Genomic DNA, 16,476 nt, shown 5'->3' with positions numbered 1-16,476 from the left:
TTTCGTCCAGGGATGTACAGGAACGAGGGGGCCCGTTGCCTAAGCCAGTGCTTCTGACGGTCGACGACGACCCGGGCGTGTCCCGGGCCGTGGCCAGGGACCTGCGGCGCAGGTACGCCGAGTCGTACCGGATCGTGCGCGCCGAGTCCGGCCGGCAGGCGCTGGACGCCCTGAGCGAGCTGCGGCTGCGCGGCGAGGACACCGCCGTGATGCTCGCCGACTACCGGATGCCCGAGATGAACGGCGTGGAGTTCCTCGAACACGCCATGGACCTGTACCCGTACGCCCGCCGCGTCCTGCTCACCGCCTACGCCGACACCGACGCCGCGATCCGCGCGATCAACGTCGTCGACCTCGACCACTACATGCTCAAGCCCTGGGACCCGCCGGACGAGAAGTTCTACCCGGTGATCGACACCCAGCTCGACGCGTGGGCGCGGACCGACCGGCACCCGCCCCGGGAGCTGCGCGTCGTCGGGCACCGCTGGTCGGCCCGCTGCTACGAGGTCCGCGACTTCCTCGCCCGCCACCAGGTGCCCTACCACTGGCTGATGGACGGCGACCCGGAGGGCGCCCAGCTCGTCGCCGCCGCCGGGGACCCGGAACTGCCGCTGATCGTGACGGCGGACGGGACGACGCTGTGCGCCCCGTCCGACGCCGAGCTGGCGTCCGTGATCGGGCTGTCGACGACGCCGTCCACCGGCTTCTACGACCTGATCGTCGTCGGCGGCGGGCCGTCCGGGCTGGGCGCGGCCGTGTACGGCGCCTCGGAGGGCCTGGACACGGTCGTGGTGGAGCGGCGCGCCCTCGGCGGGCAGGCCGGGCAGAGCTCCCGCATCGAGAACTACCTCGGCTTCCCCGACGGGGTGACCGGGGCGCAGCTCGCCGAGCGGGCCCGCCGGCAGGCCGACCGGTTCGGCGCGGAGCTGCTCCAGGCCGGCGAGGTCACGGCGCTGGAGGCGCGCGGCACGGCCCGCGTCGCCCGGCTCGCGGACGGCACCGAGATCGCCGCGCACGCCGTCATCCTCGCCACCGGCGTGTCCTACCGCCGCCTCAACGCCGAGGGCGTGGACGACTTCGTCGGGCGCGGGGTGTTCTACGGCGCCGCGCTCACCGAGGCGCCGTCCTGCGCGGACGAGGAGGTCGCCGTCGTCGGCGGCGCGAACTCCGCCGGGCAGGCCGCCGTCCACCTCGCCAAGTACGCCAGGAAGGTGCACGTCATCGTCCGGGCGGACGGCCTGGAGCGGTCGATGTCGCACTACCTGATCGAGCAGATCGCCGAGACGCCGAACATCGAGGTCCACACCGGCAAGACGGTCTGCGCGGCTGAGGGCGCCGACCGGCTGGAGCGCCTCACGTTCGCGTGGCCTGGCGGCAAGAAGACCATCGACGCGCACTGGCTGTTCGTGTTCATCGGCGCCGAGCCGGGCACGGGCTGGCTGGACGGGTTCGTCGAGCGCGACCCGCTCGGCTACCTGCTGACGGGCCCCGACCTCGTCGCCGGGGGACGCCGCCCCGCCGGATGGCCGCTCGTCCGGCAGCCCTACCACCTGGAGACCAGCGTCCCCGGCGTGTTCGCCGCGGGCGACGTCCGCGCGGAGTCGATGAAGCGCGTCGCGTCCGCGGTCGGCGACGGCGCCATGGCCGTCGCGCTCGTCCACCGCTACCTGGAGCAGGCATGACCACCACGACACCCGAGGAGCTGCGGGGGCTGTTCCTCTTCGAGGACCTCGACGACGACAAGCTGGCCTGGCTGTCGGAGCACGGGACGGTCGAGGTGATCCCCGCGGACGGCGTGATCTGCGCGCAGGGCGAACCCGCCGAGTTCCTGTACGTGCTCCTGGACGGCGAGATGGTGCTGTCCACGAACGTCCGGGGCCACGTCGTCGAGGTGACCCGGACGTCGCGTCCCGGCACCTACGGCGGCGCCGTCCAGGCGTACCTGGGCGACAAGATCGAGCAGATCTACCAGCACTCGCTCCGGGCGGCGCGGGACTGCCGGATGTTCGTGCTGCCGGCCCGCAAGTTCGGCAAGTCCGTCCGCAAGTGGTTCCCGATGGCCGCGCACCTGCTGGAGGGCATCTTCTTCGGGATGACCAACAACCGGCGGGTCGTCGACCAGCGGGAACGGCTCACCGCGCTCGGCACGATCACCGCCGGGCTCACCCACGAGCTGAACAACCCGGCCGCCGCGGCGGCGCGGGCCAGCACCGAGCTGGGCGATCGGCTGCTCGGCGCGCAGAAGAGCCTCGCCGACCTCGCGGCGCAGGGCGTCGACTGCAGGCATCTCAGCGCCCTGGTCGCGCTGCGTCCCGCGCTCCAGCCGCAGCTGGCCAGGCGGAGCCCGCTGGAGGTCGCCGACGCCGAGGACGAGCTGGGCGACTGGCTGGAGGAGCACGGCGTCGGCGACGCCTGGGACCTCGCGCCGGGCCTGGTCGCCGCCGGGATCGGCGTCGAGCAGGCCGCGGAGGTCGCGGCGGCGGCGGGCGACCACCTGCCGGGCGCGATGCGGTGGCTCGCCGAGGTGATGGAGGTCGCGCAGCTCCAGGCGGAGATCTCCGAGGCGATGGGCCGGATCACCGCGCTGCTGGACTCGGCGCGCCAGTACTCCCAGCTCGACCGCGCCGCGCACCAGCGCGCCGACCTGCGCGAGCTGCTCGACAGCACGCTCACCATGCTCAAGCGCAAGATCGGCCAGGACGTGGTGGTGAAGACCGACTACGCCCCGGACCTGCCGCCCGTCCCGGTCTACGCGGCGGAGCTGAACCAGGTGTGGACGAACCTGATCGTGAACGCGCTGTACGCGATGGAGGGGTCCGGCACGCTCACGATCCGCACCGCGCGCGAGAACGACCACGCCCTCGTGGAGATCGGCGACACCGGGACCGGCATCCCCGAGGAGAACCTCGGCCGGATCTTCACGCCGTTCTTCACCACGAAACCGGTCGGGCAGGGCACCGGCCTCGGGCTGGACATCTCATGGCGCATCGTGGCGAACCGGCACGACGGAGACATACGGGTCGAGTCGCTGCCCGGCGACACCCGCTTCCAGGTGCTGCTGCCGCTCACCGAGCCGCCCGACGAGAACGCGGACCAGCCGGACTAGATGGAACAGTCCGACTAGTCGAACAGGTCGGGCTGCTCTCGGGTGATCTGGTCGTGGAGCGGCTGGTAATTGATCCAGCCGACCAGGTCGTTGCCGATCTGCTCGTGGGTCAGGACGGCGTTGTCGTGCTCGATCGGGACGACCTGCCCGGCGGCCTTGGCGAGGAGCTGCACCTGGCACGAGCGCTCCATCGTGATGAACCACCAGGCGGCGGCGTCGACGGTGTCGCCGACCGTGAGCAGGCCGTGGTTGCGCAGGACGACGGCCTTGGCGTCGCCGAGCGCGGCGGCGATCCGCTTGCCCTCCTCCAGGTCGGTGACGACGCCGGTGTAGTCGTCGAACAGGCCGTGGTCCTGGTAGAACGCGCACACGTCCTGCGTGATCGGCTCCAGCTTCTGGCCGAGCGCCGAGAGCGCCCGCCCGTAGGTGGAGTGGCTGTGCGCGGCGGCGACGACGCCCGGCCTGGCCTGGTGGATCTGCGAGTGGATCGCGAACGCGGCCTCGTTGACGGGGTAGCGGCCCTCGACGACCTTGCCCTCGTGGTTCACCAGGATCAGGTCGCTGACCCTGATGTGCCTGAACGACATGCCGAACGGGTTGACCCAGAAGTGGTCGGTGCGCTCCGGGTCGCGGGCCGTGATGTGCCCGGCCACGCCCTCCTCGAAGCCGAACTTGCCGAAGATGCGCAGCGCGGCGGCCAGGCGCTCCTTGCGGTGGCGGCGCTCGTCCTCGACGTTCTCGAACGTCGGCGGCAGCTTGAAGATCAGGTCGGTCGGCAGCTTCTCCAGGAACTCGTCCTCGTCGGACATCGGCGCACTCCTCGGCTCGTCTGCCCCCACCGAACACCATCTCCGGCGGTCCGGCTAGACCGGAACGATCCAAGCATTCCGGGGCTCGTTGTCCGGACGGGACAAACAGGGCGCAGAATGGGGGGATGGAGCCCAGCGCCGGCGACCGGTTCCTGCGGTTGCTGATCGAGCACGGCGACGACCCGGTGCTGCTGGAGGCGACCGTCCGCGCCGCCCGCGGCCGGTCCCCGCTGGTGGCGGCACTGCCCGAGGAGGAGACCAGGCGGCACACCCGCGCGCTCGTGCGGGGCGTGCTCGCCGCCCTGGAGGGCGGCGGCCCCGGCGCCGACGTCCTCGCCGCGGCGGAGCGGCTCGGCTCGGACCGGGCGCGGCAGGGCGTGCCGGTCGAGGCGTTCCTGGACGGCTTCCAGGCCGGCCGCGCCCATCTGGTCCGGACGCTCGTCGCCGCCGGCCGCCGCGAGGGCGTCCCGGACGCCGCGCTCCTCGACGGCGTCACCCGCATCGACGAGATCACCACCGCGCTCGTCCACCGGATGGTCCACGCGCACCGGGTCGCCGAGCTGGAGACGGCCCGCACGATGCGGGAGGGCCGCGTGCAGATGCTGCGGCAGCTCCTGCACGGCGAGGCCGTCCCGGTGCTCGCGCCGCTCGACCCGTCCGGCGCGTACCGCTGCGTGGTGTCCGACGTCAGCGACCCGGCGGTCGCGGCGCGGCTGGAGGCGGAGCTGACCGCGGCGGGGCCCGGCCTGTGCGGGCTGGTCGACGGGCGGTTCACGGCGCTGGTCGCCCGCCTCCCGGAGCCGCATGCCACGTCCGGTCTCTTGCGGGGGGACGACCCCCCGCACCCCCCGGAACGGCCCGAGCCGCTCCTGCTGGCGGCCCCGCCTGCGCGTCCTGCCGATGTCGCGACGATGTACGAGCTGGGACGGCGGGCGCTGCGCGCGGGCGCGGACGCCGGGCTCACCGGGATGCGGGAGCTCGCCGACCTGGCGCTGCTCACCGTCACCGAGGCGGAGCCGGAGCTCGGCGGCCTGCTCGCCGGGGCGCTGCTGGCGGGCCTCGACCCGGACGAGCCGTTCCACCGCGAACTGGCCGAGACGGGTCTCGCCTACCTCGACCACGGCGGCCGGATCGGGCCGACGGCCGCGGCGCTGCACGTCCACGACAACACGGTCAAGTACCGGATCCGGCGGCTGCAGGAGCTGACCGGGCGCCCGCTGCTGGACCCTTCGGGCGGGGCGGCGGTGTCGCGCGCCGCGCACTGGTGGTGGGCCCTGAACCGGTGGCTGGCCCGCGCGGCGACGTGATTCTGTTTGGATGGACGTTCCGTCCGGGGACGTCCGGGACGAGAGCGGAGGGGGACCGGTGACCGCACCGAGGATCGGCACCGTGATGTGGCCCATGGAGTCCTGGCCGGAGGCGGGGGAACTGTGGCGGCGCGCCGAGGACCTCGGGTTCCGGCACGCCTGGGTGTACGACCACATCGCGTGGCGGGGCGCGACGCCCTGGTACGACGCGTACACGACGCTGGCCGCGGCCGCCGCGGTCACCTCGCGGGTGCGGCTCGGGACCCTGGTCACCTCGCCGAACTTCCGGCATCCCGTCCCGACCGCGCACGCGATCAAGACGATCGACCACGTCAGCGGCGGGCGGCTGGCGATCGGCATCGGGTCGGGCGGCACCCGCCGCGCGTCCGACGCGGGCGTCCTCGGCGGCGGCGACTGGACGCCCGGCGAGCGCGCCTCCCGCTTCGCCGAATGGGTCGAGCTGCTCGACCGGCTGCTGCGGCAGCCGGAGACGACCTTCGAGGGGACGCACTACACGGCGCAGGAGGTCGTCCTGGAGCCGGGCTGCGTGCAGCGTCCCCGCGTGCCGTTCGTCATCGCCGGGAACGGCCCGCGCGGCATGCGCCTCGCCGCCCGGCACGGCGCCGGGTGGGTGACCAGCGGCCGTCCCGAGGGCGGGACGGCGCAGGACACGGTCCGCTCCCGGCTGGAGGCGCTGGACGCCGCGTGCGAAGCGGAGGGCCGCAAGATCGAGGACAGGATCCTGCTGACGGGGTTCAGCGGGGAGCCGTGGCTGGACTCGGCCGGCTCGTTCGACGACCTCGCGGGCCGCTACGCCGAACTCGGGATCACCGAGATCGTGCTGCACTGGCCGCGTCCCGGCTCCCCGTTCGACGCCGACATGAAGGTCTTCGAGGCCGTCGCCGCGAAGCACGGCGAGCAGGGAGAGGGCGAGTGGGGAGAGGGCCGCTGATGCCGTTCGTGCTGCTCGCCCTCGCGATCGCCTTCGAGGTCACCGCCACGCTGTCGATGCGCGCGTCCGACGGGTTCACCAAGGCCGGGCCCGCCGTGGTCGTGGTCGTGGGGTACCTGATCTCGTTCTTCTTCATGGCGAAGGCGCTGACGTCGCTGAACGTCGGGCCCGTCTACGCGATCTGGTCGGCGCTCGGCACGATCGGCGCCTTCGTCGGCGGCGTGCTGCTGTTCGACGAGCAGGTCAAGCCGCTCACCATCGCCGGCGCGGTGATCATCGTGGTGGGCGTGATCGTGATGAACCTCGGCGGGGGCGTCCACCAGGGCTGAGGACCGCTCGCATCCGGTGACCGCTCACATCCGGTAGAGGCCGCCCGCGACGCCCCACTCGGCGGACGGCGGCGGGTCCCCGTGCCCCGCGGCGGGCGGCGGCCGGACGAGGACCAGCCGGGCCACGCCCAGCCGCCGCACCGCCCGGACGGCCTCGTCCGCGGGCCCGCCGGGCGGGACGCCCGCGAACATCAGGTCGGCGTCCCGCGCCCAGCCGGGCGGCTCGGCGAACTCCGGCGCCCACGCGCACGTGCGGTGCCCGGCGGTGATCAGGTAGCCGTGCATGGCGCCGCCGGGATGCGGGACCGGGAGCGGCTCGACGCGCAGCGCCCCGCGCCGGAACGGCGCGAGGACGGGCGCGGGCATGCCGCACTCCCGCGCGATCCGGGCGAGGACCGCCTGGTGCGGGCCCTGCTCGTCGCGGACGAGCCACGCCTGCGAGCTCTCCGGCGGCTCCGAGCCCGGACCGCCGTCCAGCCCGACCCGCGCGTGCCCGTACTCGACCAGCAGCCCGGCCGGGGCGTGCCGCGGCGAGCGGGCCGTTCCGACACCGAGCAGGATCAGGCGCGGCATGCCCCGATCGTCACCCCGTGTCCGGTCCGCGTCCAGCCCTGGAACAGCTCGGGGGCGGGGGAGGAGCGGCTCGGGAGCGGCTGTGGTCAGGCGGGTTCGGCGAGGGTGGTGACGCGCTGCTGCTCCAGCTGCCCGCCGATCAGCTCGCGCGGCGTGCAGCCGGACAGGGCGCGGAACTCGCGGTTGAGGTGCGCCTGGTCGTAGTAGCCGCAGGCGAACGCGGCGTCGGCGAGCGCGGCGCCGCCGGTCAGCAGCCCGACGGCGCGCCGGAAGCGGATCACGCGGGCCATCACCTTGGGCGGCAGCCCGGCCTGCTCCCGGAACCGGTGGGTCAGGTGCTTGCGGCTCCAGCCGACGTCGGCGGCGATGTCGGCGACGGTCAGGGCGAGGTCGCCGTTCAGCAGCCGCCACGCCCTGACGACCTCCGGGTCGGGCACGGGACCGATCTCCAGGCGGCGCAGCAGGAACGCGTCGAGGACGTCGAACCGCTCGCTCCAGGACGGGGCGGACGCGAGCCGATCCACGAGCATGTGCGCGCTGCGTCCGAGCAGGTCGGGCAGCTCGACGGCGGCGTTGGTCAGGTGGGCCATCGGGACGCCGAACAGCGTGTAGGCGCCGAGCGGGGTCACGTCGAGCTGGACGCCGCGCTGCCCGCCCGGGCTGACGTACATGCCGTGGCCGTCGTACATCCCGGCGACGAACGACCCGTACTCGCGGTCGGGGACGCCGCCCGGCACCTGCATGAGGAGCGGCGGCCCGAGGTTGATGATCACGACGGCGGTGCGGGTCGGCAGGGTCCGCATCCGGGTCGGGACGATCTCGGTCTCCCAGTAGCCGTCGTAGGAGCGCAGGAAGGGGCGCAGCGCGGGATGCGGGCGTGCCTGCGCCAGCCACCAGCCGTCCCGGTCGTCGAACTCGACCGGCCTGTCGCTCATGTTCCCAGTCCTACCACGCCATTCTGACAAATCCCTTCCCAGTCCTACCACGCCATTCTGACAAATCCAGGCGTGCGGACGCCCTCGCCGAGGCTACTCGTACACCTGGCCGCAGACCGCGATGCGCGACAGGTCGTCCCAGGTCATCGTGGTGATCGTGCGGACGTAGGACCGGGCGGGCGCCTCGCCGGGCTCCGCGGGCAGCGGGACGCGGGCGCCGTCGGCGGCGTCCCACCCGCCGAGGCTCCCCGCGACGGCGCACTCCAGGTACGTCGCCGGGTCGAAGTTGTACCAGCGGGCGGGGGTGGCGCGGGCGCCGGAGCCGGGCGGGCGCGGGGCGTCCACGCCGAACCTGGCCTGCGGGCCTGGGGGAGCGGCCAGGAAGTCCTCCAGGTCGGCGACCTGGGAGAGCAGGACGCGCTCCCAGTCGGCGTACCCGTCCGGCTCGTCGCCGGGCAGCGCCAGGTCCTTGCCGCTCCACGCCGGGTCGAAGTCGGCGGGCGGTGTCGTGGACGCCGCCCGGAACATCGCCGCGACGTCGTCCGGCTCCAGCCGCTCCTGGTCACTGAGCGGCGCGCTGACCTTCCACAGTGCGCGCAGGAACGCCGACAGCGACCACGACGCCGCCCTGGCCTCCTGGCCGAGGTGCAGGAACACCAGGTACAGGTCGCGGTTCGTGCGGACGACGGGCCCCGGCGGGCCCTCCACCCAATACATCTGCCTGTGCTTGACGCCGCTTTCCATCACCAGGACCTGGGCGAGCGCCGAAATCCGCGAATCGTGCGAGGCCACATGGAAAGTGTTGCCGAGGTCGTCCTGGCGCATCACGTCCCAGGTCTGCATCCGGCTCCTCCACGGTCGGCGGCGAGGTTCCACGACCCCCCGCCCAAAAAGTGTCCCATTTCGGGAGCTGCCCACCAGTAGTGGCGATATCACTTTCCGGACTCGAAGTCGTGACTTTGTGTACATAAAGTCCGTTGCGGGAGAATGGAGGGAGGCCGATCGAGGAGACCAAACGAGGAGACCGCTCGCGCGGCCGGTCGCGGCGGCATGACCGGATCCGGCGAGATCTCACCACCGCGCGGATCACCGGGTCATGATCAGCGCATGCGATCACGTTCCATCGCGGCGTTCGCCCTCGTCCTCGCGCTCGTCGCGCCGGGCGGGGCGGCGGCCGCCACACCCAAGCCGCCGGACGGGCGATCCCCGTCCGGCAACTCTGGACCGGTCCTGACCGACCCACGTCCCTGCCCCGGCCAGGCCGGATTCACCTGCTCGTACCTGACCGTGCCGCTCGACCACCGGCATCCGGGCGGGCCGGAGACGCTGCGGCTGCAGGTGGCCACGGCGGACAACGCGGACGCGCCGAAGGGCGTCCTGATGTTCCTGACCGGCGGCCCCGGACAGCCCGGCGTCCCCTACGTCAGCCGCATCGCCCAGCGCATGCCGGACGTGATGAAGAACTACCGGCTCGTCATGGTCGACCAGCGCGGCACCGGCGAGTTCGGCGCAATCAACTGCCCGGCTCTGCAGGCCGAGGTCGGCAGCGGCGACATCGAGCCGCCCACGCCCGGCGCGGTGGCCGAATGCGCCGGCGTCCTCGGGGAACGGCGGCACTACTACACGACCGAGCAGACCGTCGGCGACATCGACCTGCTGCGCCGGGCGCTCGGCGTCCGGTCCATGACGGTGGACGGCGTCTCCTACGGCACCATCACCGCCGCTTCCTACACCGCGCGCCACCCGCAGCACGTGCGCAAGCTCGTCCTGGACTCGGTCGTGCCGCACCGCGACCCGCAGCGCGACAACATGCTCTACCTGACGAGCCTGCGCGCCACCGGACGGGTCCTGCGGGACGCGTGCGCGACCGCCCCCGCGTGCGGCTTCGACCCGGCCGAGGAGCTGGCCTGGGTCGTCCGGCACCGCACGGACTCCGTGCTGATCTGGGACATGCTGGTCACCTACGAGTACGTCGACGCCACGTTCCGCAACCCGGACGCGCTGGGCGGCGCGGGCGACGCCGTGTCGGCGATCCACGAGGCCCGGAACGGGAACCCGGCACGGCTCGACCGGCTCCTCCAGTTCCTGAACCAGGGCGGCGACCCCGTCGCGCAGTACAGCTCGGGCCTGCACATCGCCACGATCTGCGCCGACGGCCACTTCCCGTGGGGGACGTCGGAGACGCGGCCGTCCGCCCGCCCGGCCGCGCTGGAGCGGACCCGCCGGACCCTCCCCGAACGGGCCACCTGGCCGTTCACGGCCGACACGGCCGTGGGGAACGGGTTCGTCCAGGAATGCCTGACCTGGCCCTGGGCCCGGCACACCGCCGAGCCGCCGCGCGCCAAGCTGCCCGTCCCGGTGCTGCTGGTGAACGGCGACCGCGACCTGTCCACGCCGGTCGAATGGGCGCGTGAGGTACTCGGCTACTCGCCGCGCGGCGAGCTCGTCGTGATCAAGGGCGCCGTGCACTCCATCCAGAACCGCGAGAGCGGGACGGAGGGCCGTGCGGCGGTCACCCGTTTCCTGCTGAACGACTGACGCGACCGCCCGCGCGGCCGCCCGGCCGCGCGGGCGTCGTCGCCGGTCAGGCGTCGATGACCCGGTCCAGCAGGTCGCGGTAGCCGTGCAGCGCCAGGCGGAGCCGCTCGGTGTCGGGGCGCCCGTCCTTCGCGGAGTCCTCGGCGAGGCTCCGCCGGTGCGCGGCGATCGCGCGCCCGAGCGCGTCGACGGCGTCCGCGGCGAGGCCGTCCGCCCGGCGGACGGCCTCGCCCGGGTCGTCGACGAACCCGGACTGCACCTCGCGCCAGCGCTCCCGGAACCGCTCGGCCTCGGCCGGGTCGAGCAGCGGCCCCGGCGACTCCGCCGGTGCGGAGCGCTCGGCCTGCGCGGATGGCTTCGCCTGCGCGGATGGCTTGGCCGGGACGGCGGGCGGCGGCGCCGTGGCAGGCGGCGCTGTGGCGGGGCCGGGCGGCGCGTCCATGACGGGCGGCTTCGGCGCGGGACCGGCGACGTGCGTGTCGCCCGCCACGCCGGGGTCGGCCGTCCCGGCGGCGCGGGCGCGCTCGTCCGCGATGGGACCGCCGCCCGTGCCCGGCGCCCTGTCCTGGGGTCGCCTGTGCTCCATCGGGGTCAGCCCCTCCTGGCCCGGTCGCCGGCACCGCTCGCCGTCCGGCCGGTGCCGGCGGCGGGCGCGGCCAGCAGCTCGTCGAACAGGGCGCGGTAGTGCACCATGGCCTGCCGCAGGTCCTCGGTGGACGCCTGCCTGGACGCCGCCCGGTCGCTGATGGCGCGGGCGCGGCGGTAGTGGTCCATCGTGCGGCCGTGCTCCACCGACAGGTGGGCGACCTTCTCCTCGAAGCCGTGCGTCGGGTAGCCGCGCTCGCCCATCACCACCGTGACGAGGCCGTCGGCCTGCTCGACCGCCGCCTCCGGGGCGTCGACGAAGCGCTCCTGGACGCCGACCCACTGCTCGCGGTACTGCTCGCGCCGGTGCGGATCGAGGTCGTGCAGGTCGAGCTCCTCGTGGCGCTCCTCGCGGGAGCGCAGCTCGCGCTCGGCCGCAGCGCGGCCGCCCTGGCGCTCCACGGCCCGGTCGTACTCGGGGCCGAAGCGCTCCCGGAGCCGCCGCGTCCGGGCCCCGGTCCAGGCGATGTACGTGGCCGCGGCGAAGCCCGCGACGATGACGATGGCGATGACGACCCATATCGCGGTCGACATGGTTCCTCCAACATGCGTCGGATCGAATGGGACGCCGATGCCCGCATACCGGCGTTCAAAACGAACCGCCATGAATCGGCCATGCGCGGGTCAGGTCCCCGGCGGGAAGAGGCAGACCAGCCGGCCGACGCGCCGGTCGCCCCCGTACCCGGCGCTCCGCAGCAGGTCCAGGCCGCGTTCGTCGCGGCGGCTCGCGCACGCCACGTCCACCTTCGTGCGCGACAGCGCCGCCGCGACCTCGGACGCCTCCGGCTTGGCGCTGCGCGGCCCGCGGACCGTCGCCGACAGCACCTTCCGGTCGCGAATGAACTGCGGCGGCACCGGCATCAGCTTCAGATAGTGGTTGTTCGGGTTGACGGCATGCGTGCGGACGGTCAGCAGCGGCACGACCCGCATGACGCCGGGCGGCATCAGCACCAGGCCGTCGCGTCCCGCGAGCGCGACCACCTCCCGTGCCGTCCCGACGGCGGACGCCGGCACCTTCCACGCCGGACGCGACGCCACGGCGGACCCGTTCGAGTCAGACCACACCGGCGTCCCGCCCACGACCAGCGCCACCGCGAGGACGGCGGCCGGGACGCCGACTGCGACGACGCGCGCAGGCCCGGTCCATTGCCAGGTGGGAATGCGCACCGCGGCGAGCAGCCCGATCAGCGCGGGCGCGGGGACGACCCACATCGTCCGCCACAGCACCTGGCCGGCGCCCGACGCGTCCGCCGCCGCCTCCAGGACCCCGGGGATGATCAGCACCGTCAGCGCCGCCGCGACGCCCGTCGCGATCAGCGCGGGGACGCCCCGGCGCGCCGTCCACGGCGACAGCCACACCGCGCACCCGCCGATCACCCCGAGCGCGGCGTGCAGCAGGACCCACCGGTAGCTGCCCGGCGCGTCGTGCACCCTCCCGACCACGCTCGTCTCGCCGTAGAGCAGCTTCACCGCGAGCGCCGTCCCGACCGGGTACACGATCGCCACGCACGCGAAGAGACCCGCCTGGACGCGTCCGGCCGCGATCAGCGCGACGGCGGCGGCACCGACCGCGAGCGGCACGACGAACACGGCGGACGAGGTCAGCCCCACCGCCGCGACCCCGGCGGCGGCGAGCAGGACGAGGTCGCCACGCGAGCGCCGCTCCGCCCACCGCGTCAGATACACGAACAGCAGCGGGACCAGCGCGGACACGAGCATCGCCTTGCCCTGCCACATGCGCAGCAGGTGGAACGAGCCGAGCGACGCCCCGCCCATCCCGCTCCAGAGCAGGTACACCGCCCCGACCGCGAAGCACAGGGCGGCGTGGCGCGGCGCCCACGCCCTGACCAGCCGCCACAGCGCCCAGACGGCGACGAAGGTCACCGCGGGCAGCAGCGCGTACCAGACGAAGGAGGCCGCGTGGACGCCGAGCACCCGCGCCACGGCCCCGGCGAGGACCTCGATCGACGCCACCGGCGGCTCGCCCGAGATCTCGTCCGCCCCGCCCGAGGTGAAGATCACGTCCTTGAGCGGGATCTCGCCGGTCACGGCCGTCGCCACGGACCGCGAGATGAAGTACGCGTCGTCGCCGTCGGAGTTCACGATGAACAGCGACGCGATCGCGAACCCGGCGCCGGTGAGGAGCGCGAGCGGCGTCCCCCACCGCGTGTCCTCGGCCCCGGAGGAGTCGCGGACGCCGTCGTCCGCGTCGCCTTCGCCGTCCGGCCCCCCTCGGCGGAGCAGCAGGTACGCGGCCGACGCGGCGACGCTGACGATCCCCGGGAGCCACGCGCACCACCACGGGACGCCGGACGGATGCAGTCCCGCGGACGTCCCCGCCACCACCCCCGCGACCACCGAGACGACGACCAGCCACCGGGGCGCGGACCTCGCACGCCCGATCGGCGCCCCGGAAGGCCCCCGCCAAAGCGGCCCCGCCCACCACCCGCGCCGCGCGGCGTACAGCGCGCCGATCGCCACCGCCCCGGCGAGCCACACCAGGAGCAGCACCGGCGTGGGCGGACGGAAGAGCAGCCCGAGATGGTAGACGGCCGTCCACGCCGCGAAGAGCAGCACGACGCCGTTGGTGAACCCGTCCACCAGCCGGGTCGCCCGCGTCGGCGTGGCCTGAACGCGCGGTCCCGCTGCGCGGGCCAGCTCCTGGATCACCTGCGTTCCCCCTGTGCGCATGTGCGTGCCTCCTCGCCGATTCCTCTGCCGGCGGGGGGAGGGCCGAGAGCGGTCGGAGGCACGGTGCCCTTTATTGATCTTGTTATGTATTCGACGCGGGATCCGGACCGGGAGTTGACCGGCACCGGCGATTCGCCTGCCGCCCGTCCGCCGCCGGGCGCCGTCCGTCGCGAAGAGTCGTCCCCATCGGGCGGATTTACTGCGCTATGCCCGATGCTCATGCTGTGATTGGGGGCGCGATACCGGAACGAGCGGACCGGAACTGACGGACCGGAACGATGGGATGTGATGCGCGGTGCGCCACGCGATCGGCTTCTTCCTCGGCGTCCTGCTGACACCAGGGCTGGTGTACGGCGCGGCCTGGGGTTACGTGCAGGCCGGCCAGTCCTTCGACGGCACGGGCCAGGAGATCACCGACCGCACCCGCATCTACGGCGCGTTCGCCCTGCTGGCCGCGGTGGGCCTGGTGATGGGCGTGATCATCGTCGCGCGGTGGGCGTCGCCGCTGGTCTCGCTCGTCCCCGCGCTGGCGCTGCTCGGCTTCTCCGCCTGGTTCCTCATCGACCCGGACGGCGTCCTCGACCTGCCCGGCAAGGTGCCGCCCGCCGGCGACATGGACTTCGGCCTGCGGATGCTCCTCGGCTCCGGCGTGTACGGGATGATGGGCCTCGCGCTGCTGATGCCGGCCTGGGCGCCGCGCCGCTGGGGCTCCGGCCGCGAAGACGACACCGCCGACCTGGCCTTCTGACCGCCCGGCCCGCCCGGCCCGGCCGTCCTGGCAGGCCCGCCCGGCGCTGACGCCCGGCTACGGCGCCACCGGACGGCCCGAGCGGCGGTACGCGTGGTCGCCGCGGTAGAGCCCGGCCAGCACGTCCTCGATCCCCGCCTCACGCAGCGAGATGTCGCGGACGTCGTGGCTGCGGGCCAGCTCCGCCACCACCGCCGCCGCGTTCGCCGTGCGCGGCAGCCGCAGCCACTGCCGCGGCCCCTCCACCCGCTCCGCCTCGATGCCGTCCAGCGCGATCGGCGGGACCGGCCGGTCCAGCTCGACGACCAGCAGCCGGTCGGCGTCCACGGTGCGGCGCAGCTCGTCCAGGCCGCCGTCGTAGGCCAGTCGCCCGTGGTCGATGATCAGGACGCGGCGGCAGAGCCGCTCGATGTCGCCGAGATCGTGCGTGGTCAGCAGGATCGTCGTGCCGCGCTCGGCGTTGATACGTTCCAGGAAGTCGCGGACGGTCGCCTTGCTCACCACGTCCAGGCCGATCGTCGGCTCGTCCAGGACGAGCAGCTCCGGGTCGTGCAGCAGCGCGGCGGCCAGGTCGCCGCGCATCCGCTGGCCCAGGCTGAGCTGCCGGACCGGCGTGTCCAGGAACGGCTCCAGCTCCAGCAGCGCGGTCAGCTCCGCCAGCCGCTCCCGGTGCGCGCCCGCCTCGACCCGGTACAGCCGCCGGACGAGCGCGAGGCTGTCCCGCAAAGGCAGGTCCCACCACAGCGTCGTCCGCTGCCCGAACACCACCCCGATCCGGCGGGCGAGCGAGGTGCGCCGCCGCGACGGGTCGAGCCCGCACACCCGCAGCCGCCCGGACGACGCGGTGAGGATCCCGGTCAGCATCTTGATCGTCGTGGACTTCCCGGCGCCGTTCGGGCCCAGGTACCCGACGAACTCGCCCGGCTCGACGGTGAACGACACGCCGTCCACCGCGCGCAGCGGCGTCCGCGTCCGCCGCCGCCCGCCGCCCGACCTCGTCCGGACGGTGAACGACTTGACCACGTCCTCGGCTTGGATCATCGTCACCCGGCATCAGCTCCCTGTCGATCGGTAGTGCCGCAGCCCCGCCCGCCACGCCAGCGCCGCCGCCCCGCACAGCGCGGCGGCGACCAGCGGGGACGCGAACCGCGCCGCGCCCGGCAGCCCGAGCGGGTCGGCGCGGTCCAGGACGTACAGCGCGGGCTGCCAGTTGACGAAGGCCAGCGGCACGACGAACGTCACGCCGCGGACGAAGTCGCGCGCGAACATCGTCATCGGGTACTGGGTCAGGAACCCGCCCCCGTAGGTGAGCGACTTGCTCGCGCCGTGGACGTCCACGACCACGAACTGCACCGCCGCCGTCAGCACCCACAGCGCCCCGAAGATCGCCGCCCCGGACAGGACCATGACCGGGACCATCGCCACGCGGCCGGGCGTCCACGCCACCTCCACCCGGGCCAGCGCGAACACGAGCACCCCCGCCGCCGGGACGAGCTTGCCGAAGCGGCGCGGCGAGAACTCCTCCGTCGCGATCTGGACGAGCGGGCTCACCGGCCGCACCAGCATCGCGTCGAGCGTCCCCCGCCGCACGTGGTGCCCGAGCCGCTCGGTGCTGCCGAGCACGATGTCGGAGATCCCGAACGACAGCGCCGACGTCCCGTACAGGAACAGGACCTCCGGCGCGCCGAACCCGGCGATGCGCGGCGCCTGCGAGAACAGCAGCACGATCGCGGCGGCGTCCAGGCCGGTGACGACGGCCGTCGCGAGGGCCAGCAGCACCATCGACACCGGGTACTGCGCCGCCGACCGGATCCACGTCCACACGAGCAGCCCGTACATCCGC

The 16,476-nt window shown here is 73.9% G+C and carries 16 protein-coding genes; 7 read left to right on the top strand and 9 right to left on the bottom strand.

Translation table 11 applies throughout. The features are described 5' to 3' along the window. Window positions 1-47 precede the first annotated feature (47 nt). Window positions 48-1,682, top strand: coding sequence for an FAD-dependent oxidoreductase (locus ACH35V_RS19135; protein ID WP_395973958.1), 1,635 nt, complete (start codon window positions 48-50; stop codon window positions 1,680-1,682). After that, on the top strand, window positions 1,679-3,106 hold the full coding sequence (locus tag ACH35V_RS19130; RefSeq protein WP_395973956.1) for an ATP-binding protein: 1,428 nt from the start codon (window positions 1,679-1,681) through the stop codon (window positions 3,104-3,106). Before ACH35V_RS19135 ends, ACH35V_RS19130 begins: the two co-directional genes overlap by 4 nt. A gap of 14 nt (window positions 3,107-3,120) precedes the next feature. On the opposite strand, the gene ACH35V_RS19125 is transcribed toward ACH35V_RS19130, so the two are convergent. Then, entirely contained in the window at window positions 3,121-3,915 is a 795-nt protein-coding gene (locus tag ACH35V_RS19125) for a class II aldolase/adducin family protein (RefSeq protein WP_395973954.1), read from the bottom strand. A 125-nt stretch (window positions 3,916-4,040) separates the two neighbouring features. On the opposite strand from ACH35V_RS19125, the gene ACH35V_RS19120 reads away from it, so the two are divergent. Genes ACH35V_RS19120 through ACH35V_RS19110 form a run of 3 tightly spaced genes read left to right on the top strand, consistent with a single transcriptional unit; the run spans window position 4,041 to window position 6,503 of the window. Continuing rightward, on the top strand, window positions 4,041-5,222 hold the full coding sequence (locus tag ACH35V_RS19120) for a helix-turn-helix domain-containing protein (RefSeq protein ID WP_395973953.1): 1,182 nt from the start codon (window positions 4,041-4,043) through the stop codon (window positions 5,220-5,222). A gap of 58 nt (window positions 5,223-5,280) precedes the next feature. Beyond that, window positions 5,281-6,174, top strand: coding sequence for an LLM class flavin-dependent oxidoreductase (locus tag ACH35V_RS19115; RefSeq protein WP_395973951.1), 894 nt, complete (start codon window positions 5,281-5,283; stop codon window positions 6,172-6,174). Next, complete coding sequence (locus ACH35V_RS19110) at window positions 6,156-6,503, top strand: DMT family transporter (RefSeq protein WP_395973949.1); 348 nt, start codon at window positions 6,156-6,158, stop codon at window positions 6,501-6,503. Before ACH35V_RS19115 ends, ACH35V_RS19110 begins: the two co-directional genes overlap by 19 nt. A 24-nt stretch (window positions 6,504-6,527) precedes the next feature. Here the strand turns inward: ACH35V_RS19110 and ACH35V_RS19105 are convergent, their stop codons facing one another. From ACH35V_RS19105 to ACH35V_RS19095, 3 genes are all read right to left on the bottom strand, one after another. After that, window positions 6,528-7,076: a hypothetical protein gene (locus ACH35V_RS19105; RefSeq protein ID WP_395973947.1), complete on the bottom strand. Its 549-nt coding sequence runs from the start codon at window positions 7,074-7,076 to the stop codon at window positions 6,528-6,530. 86 nt (window positions 7,077-7,162) lie between these two features. After that, on the bottom strand, window positions 7,163-8,011 hold the full coding sequence (locus tag ACH35V_RS19100) for a helix-turn-helix domain-containing protein (RefSeq protein ID WP_395973945.1): 849 nt from the start codon (window positions 8,009-8,011) through the stop codon (window positions 7,163-7,165). A gap of 93 nt (window positions 8,012-8,104) precedes the next feature. After that, window positions 8,105-8,854 carry a hypothetical protein gene (locus ACH35V_RS19095; RefSeq protein WP_395973943.1) on the bottom strand — a complete coding sequence of 250 codons (750 nt, stop codon included), beginning with the start codon at window positions 8,852-8,854 and terminating at the stop codon, window positions 8,105-8,107. Between the two features lie 264 nt (window positions 8,855-9,118). Here ACH35V_RS19095 and ACH35V_RS19090 point away from each other — a divergent pair, with 264 nt between their 5' ends. Continuing rightward, window positions 9,119-10,549 carry an alpha/beta fold hydrolase gene (locus ACH35V_RS19090; protein ID WP_395973942.1) on the top strand — a complete coding sequence of 477 codons (1,431 nt, stop codon included), beginning with the start codon at window positions 9,119-9,121 and terminating at the stop codon, window positions 10,547-10,549. Between the two features lie 46 nt (window positions 10,550-10,595). Here ACH35V_RS19090 and ACH35V_RS19085 read toward each other — a convergent pair whose 3' ends face one another. The 3 genes from ACH35V_RS19085 to ACH35V_RS19075 form a co-directional block, all read right to left on the bottom strand. After that, window positions 10,596-11,135, bottom strand: a complete 540-nt coding sequence (locus tag ACH35V_RS19085; RefSeq protein ID WP_395973941.1) for a hypothetical protein — start codon at window positions 11,133-11,135, stop codon at window positions 10,596-10,598. A gap of 5 nt (window positions 11,136-11,140) precedes the next feature. Continuing rightward, complete coding sequence (locus ACH35V_RS19080) at window positions 11,141-11,728, bottom strand: hypothetical protein (RefSeq protein ID WP_395973939.1); 588 nt, start codon at window positions 11,726-11,728, stop codon at window positions 11,141-11,143. A 90-nt stretch (window positions 11,729-11,818) separates the two neighbouring features. Next, window positions 11,819-13,885, bottom strand: a complete 2,067-nt coding sequence (locus tag ACH35V_RS19075; RefSeq protein WP_395973938.1) for a DUF6077 domain-containing protein — start codon at window positions 13,883-13,885, stop codon at window positions 11,819-11,821. Between the two features lie 295 nt (window positions 13,886-14,180). Between ACH35V_RS19075 and ACH35V_RS19070 the strand changes: the two genes are divergently transcribed. Beyond that, window positions 14,181-14,633 (top strand): hypothetical protein, encoded by a 453-nt coding sequence (locus ACH35V_RS19070; protein WP_131963018.1) that lies wholly within the window; start codon window positions 14,181-14,183, stop codon window positions 14,631-14,633. Window positions 14,634-14,690: 57 nt separating this feature from the next. Here ACH35V_RS19070 and ACH35V_RS19065 read toward each other — a convergent pair whose 3' ends face one another. Beyond that, window positions 14,691-15,674, bottom strand: coding sequence for an ATP-binding cassette domain-containing protein (locus ACH35V_RS19065; protein WP_395974154.1), 984 nt, complete (start codon window positions 15,672-15,674; stop codon window positions 14,691-14,693). A 12-nt stretch (window positions 15,675-15,686) separates the two neighbouring features. Next, on the bottom strand, window positions 15,687-16,472 hold the full coding sequence (locus tag ACH35V_RS19060) for an ABC transporter permease (RefSeq protein ID WP_395974152.1): 786 nt from the start codon (window positions 16,470-16,472) through the stop codon (window positions 15,687-15,689). Window positions 16,473-16,476: the final 4 nt, after the last annotated feature.

It is taken from the genome of Actinomadura sp. 1N219 (assembly GCF_044326405.1).
In the GTDB taxonomy this organism is placed as follows: Bacteria; Actinomycetota; Actinomycetes; order Streptosporangiales; family Streptosporangiaceae; genus Spirillospora.
The sequence above is the reverse complement of the archived record's forward strand: the minus strand, read 5'-3'. Positions and strand labels throughout refer to the sequence as shown.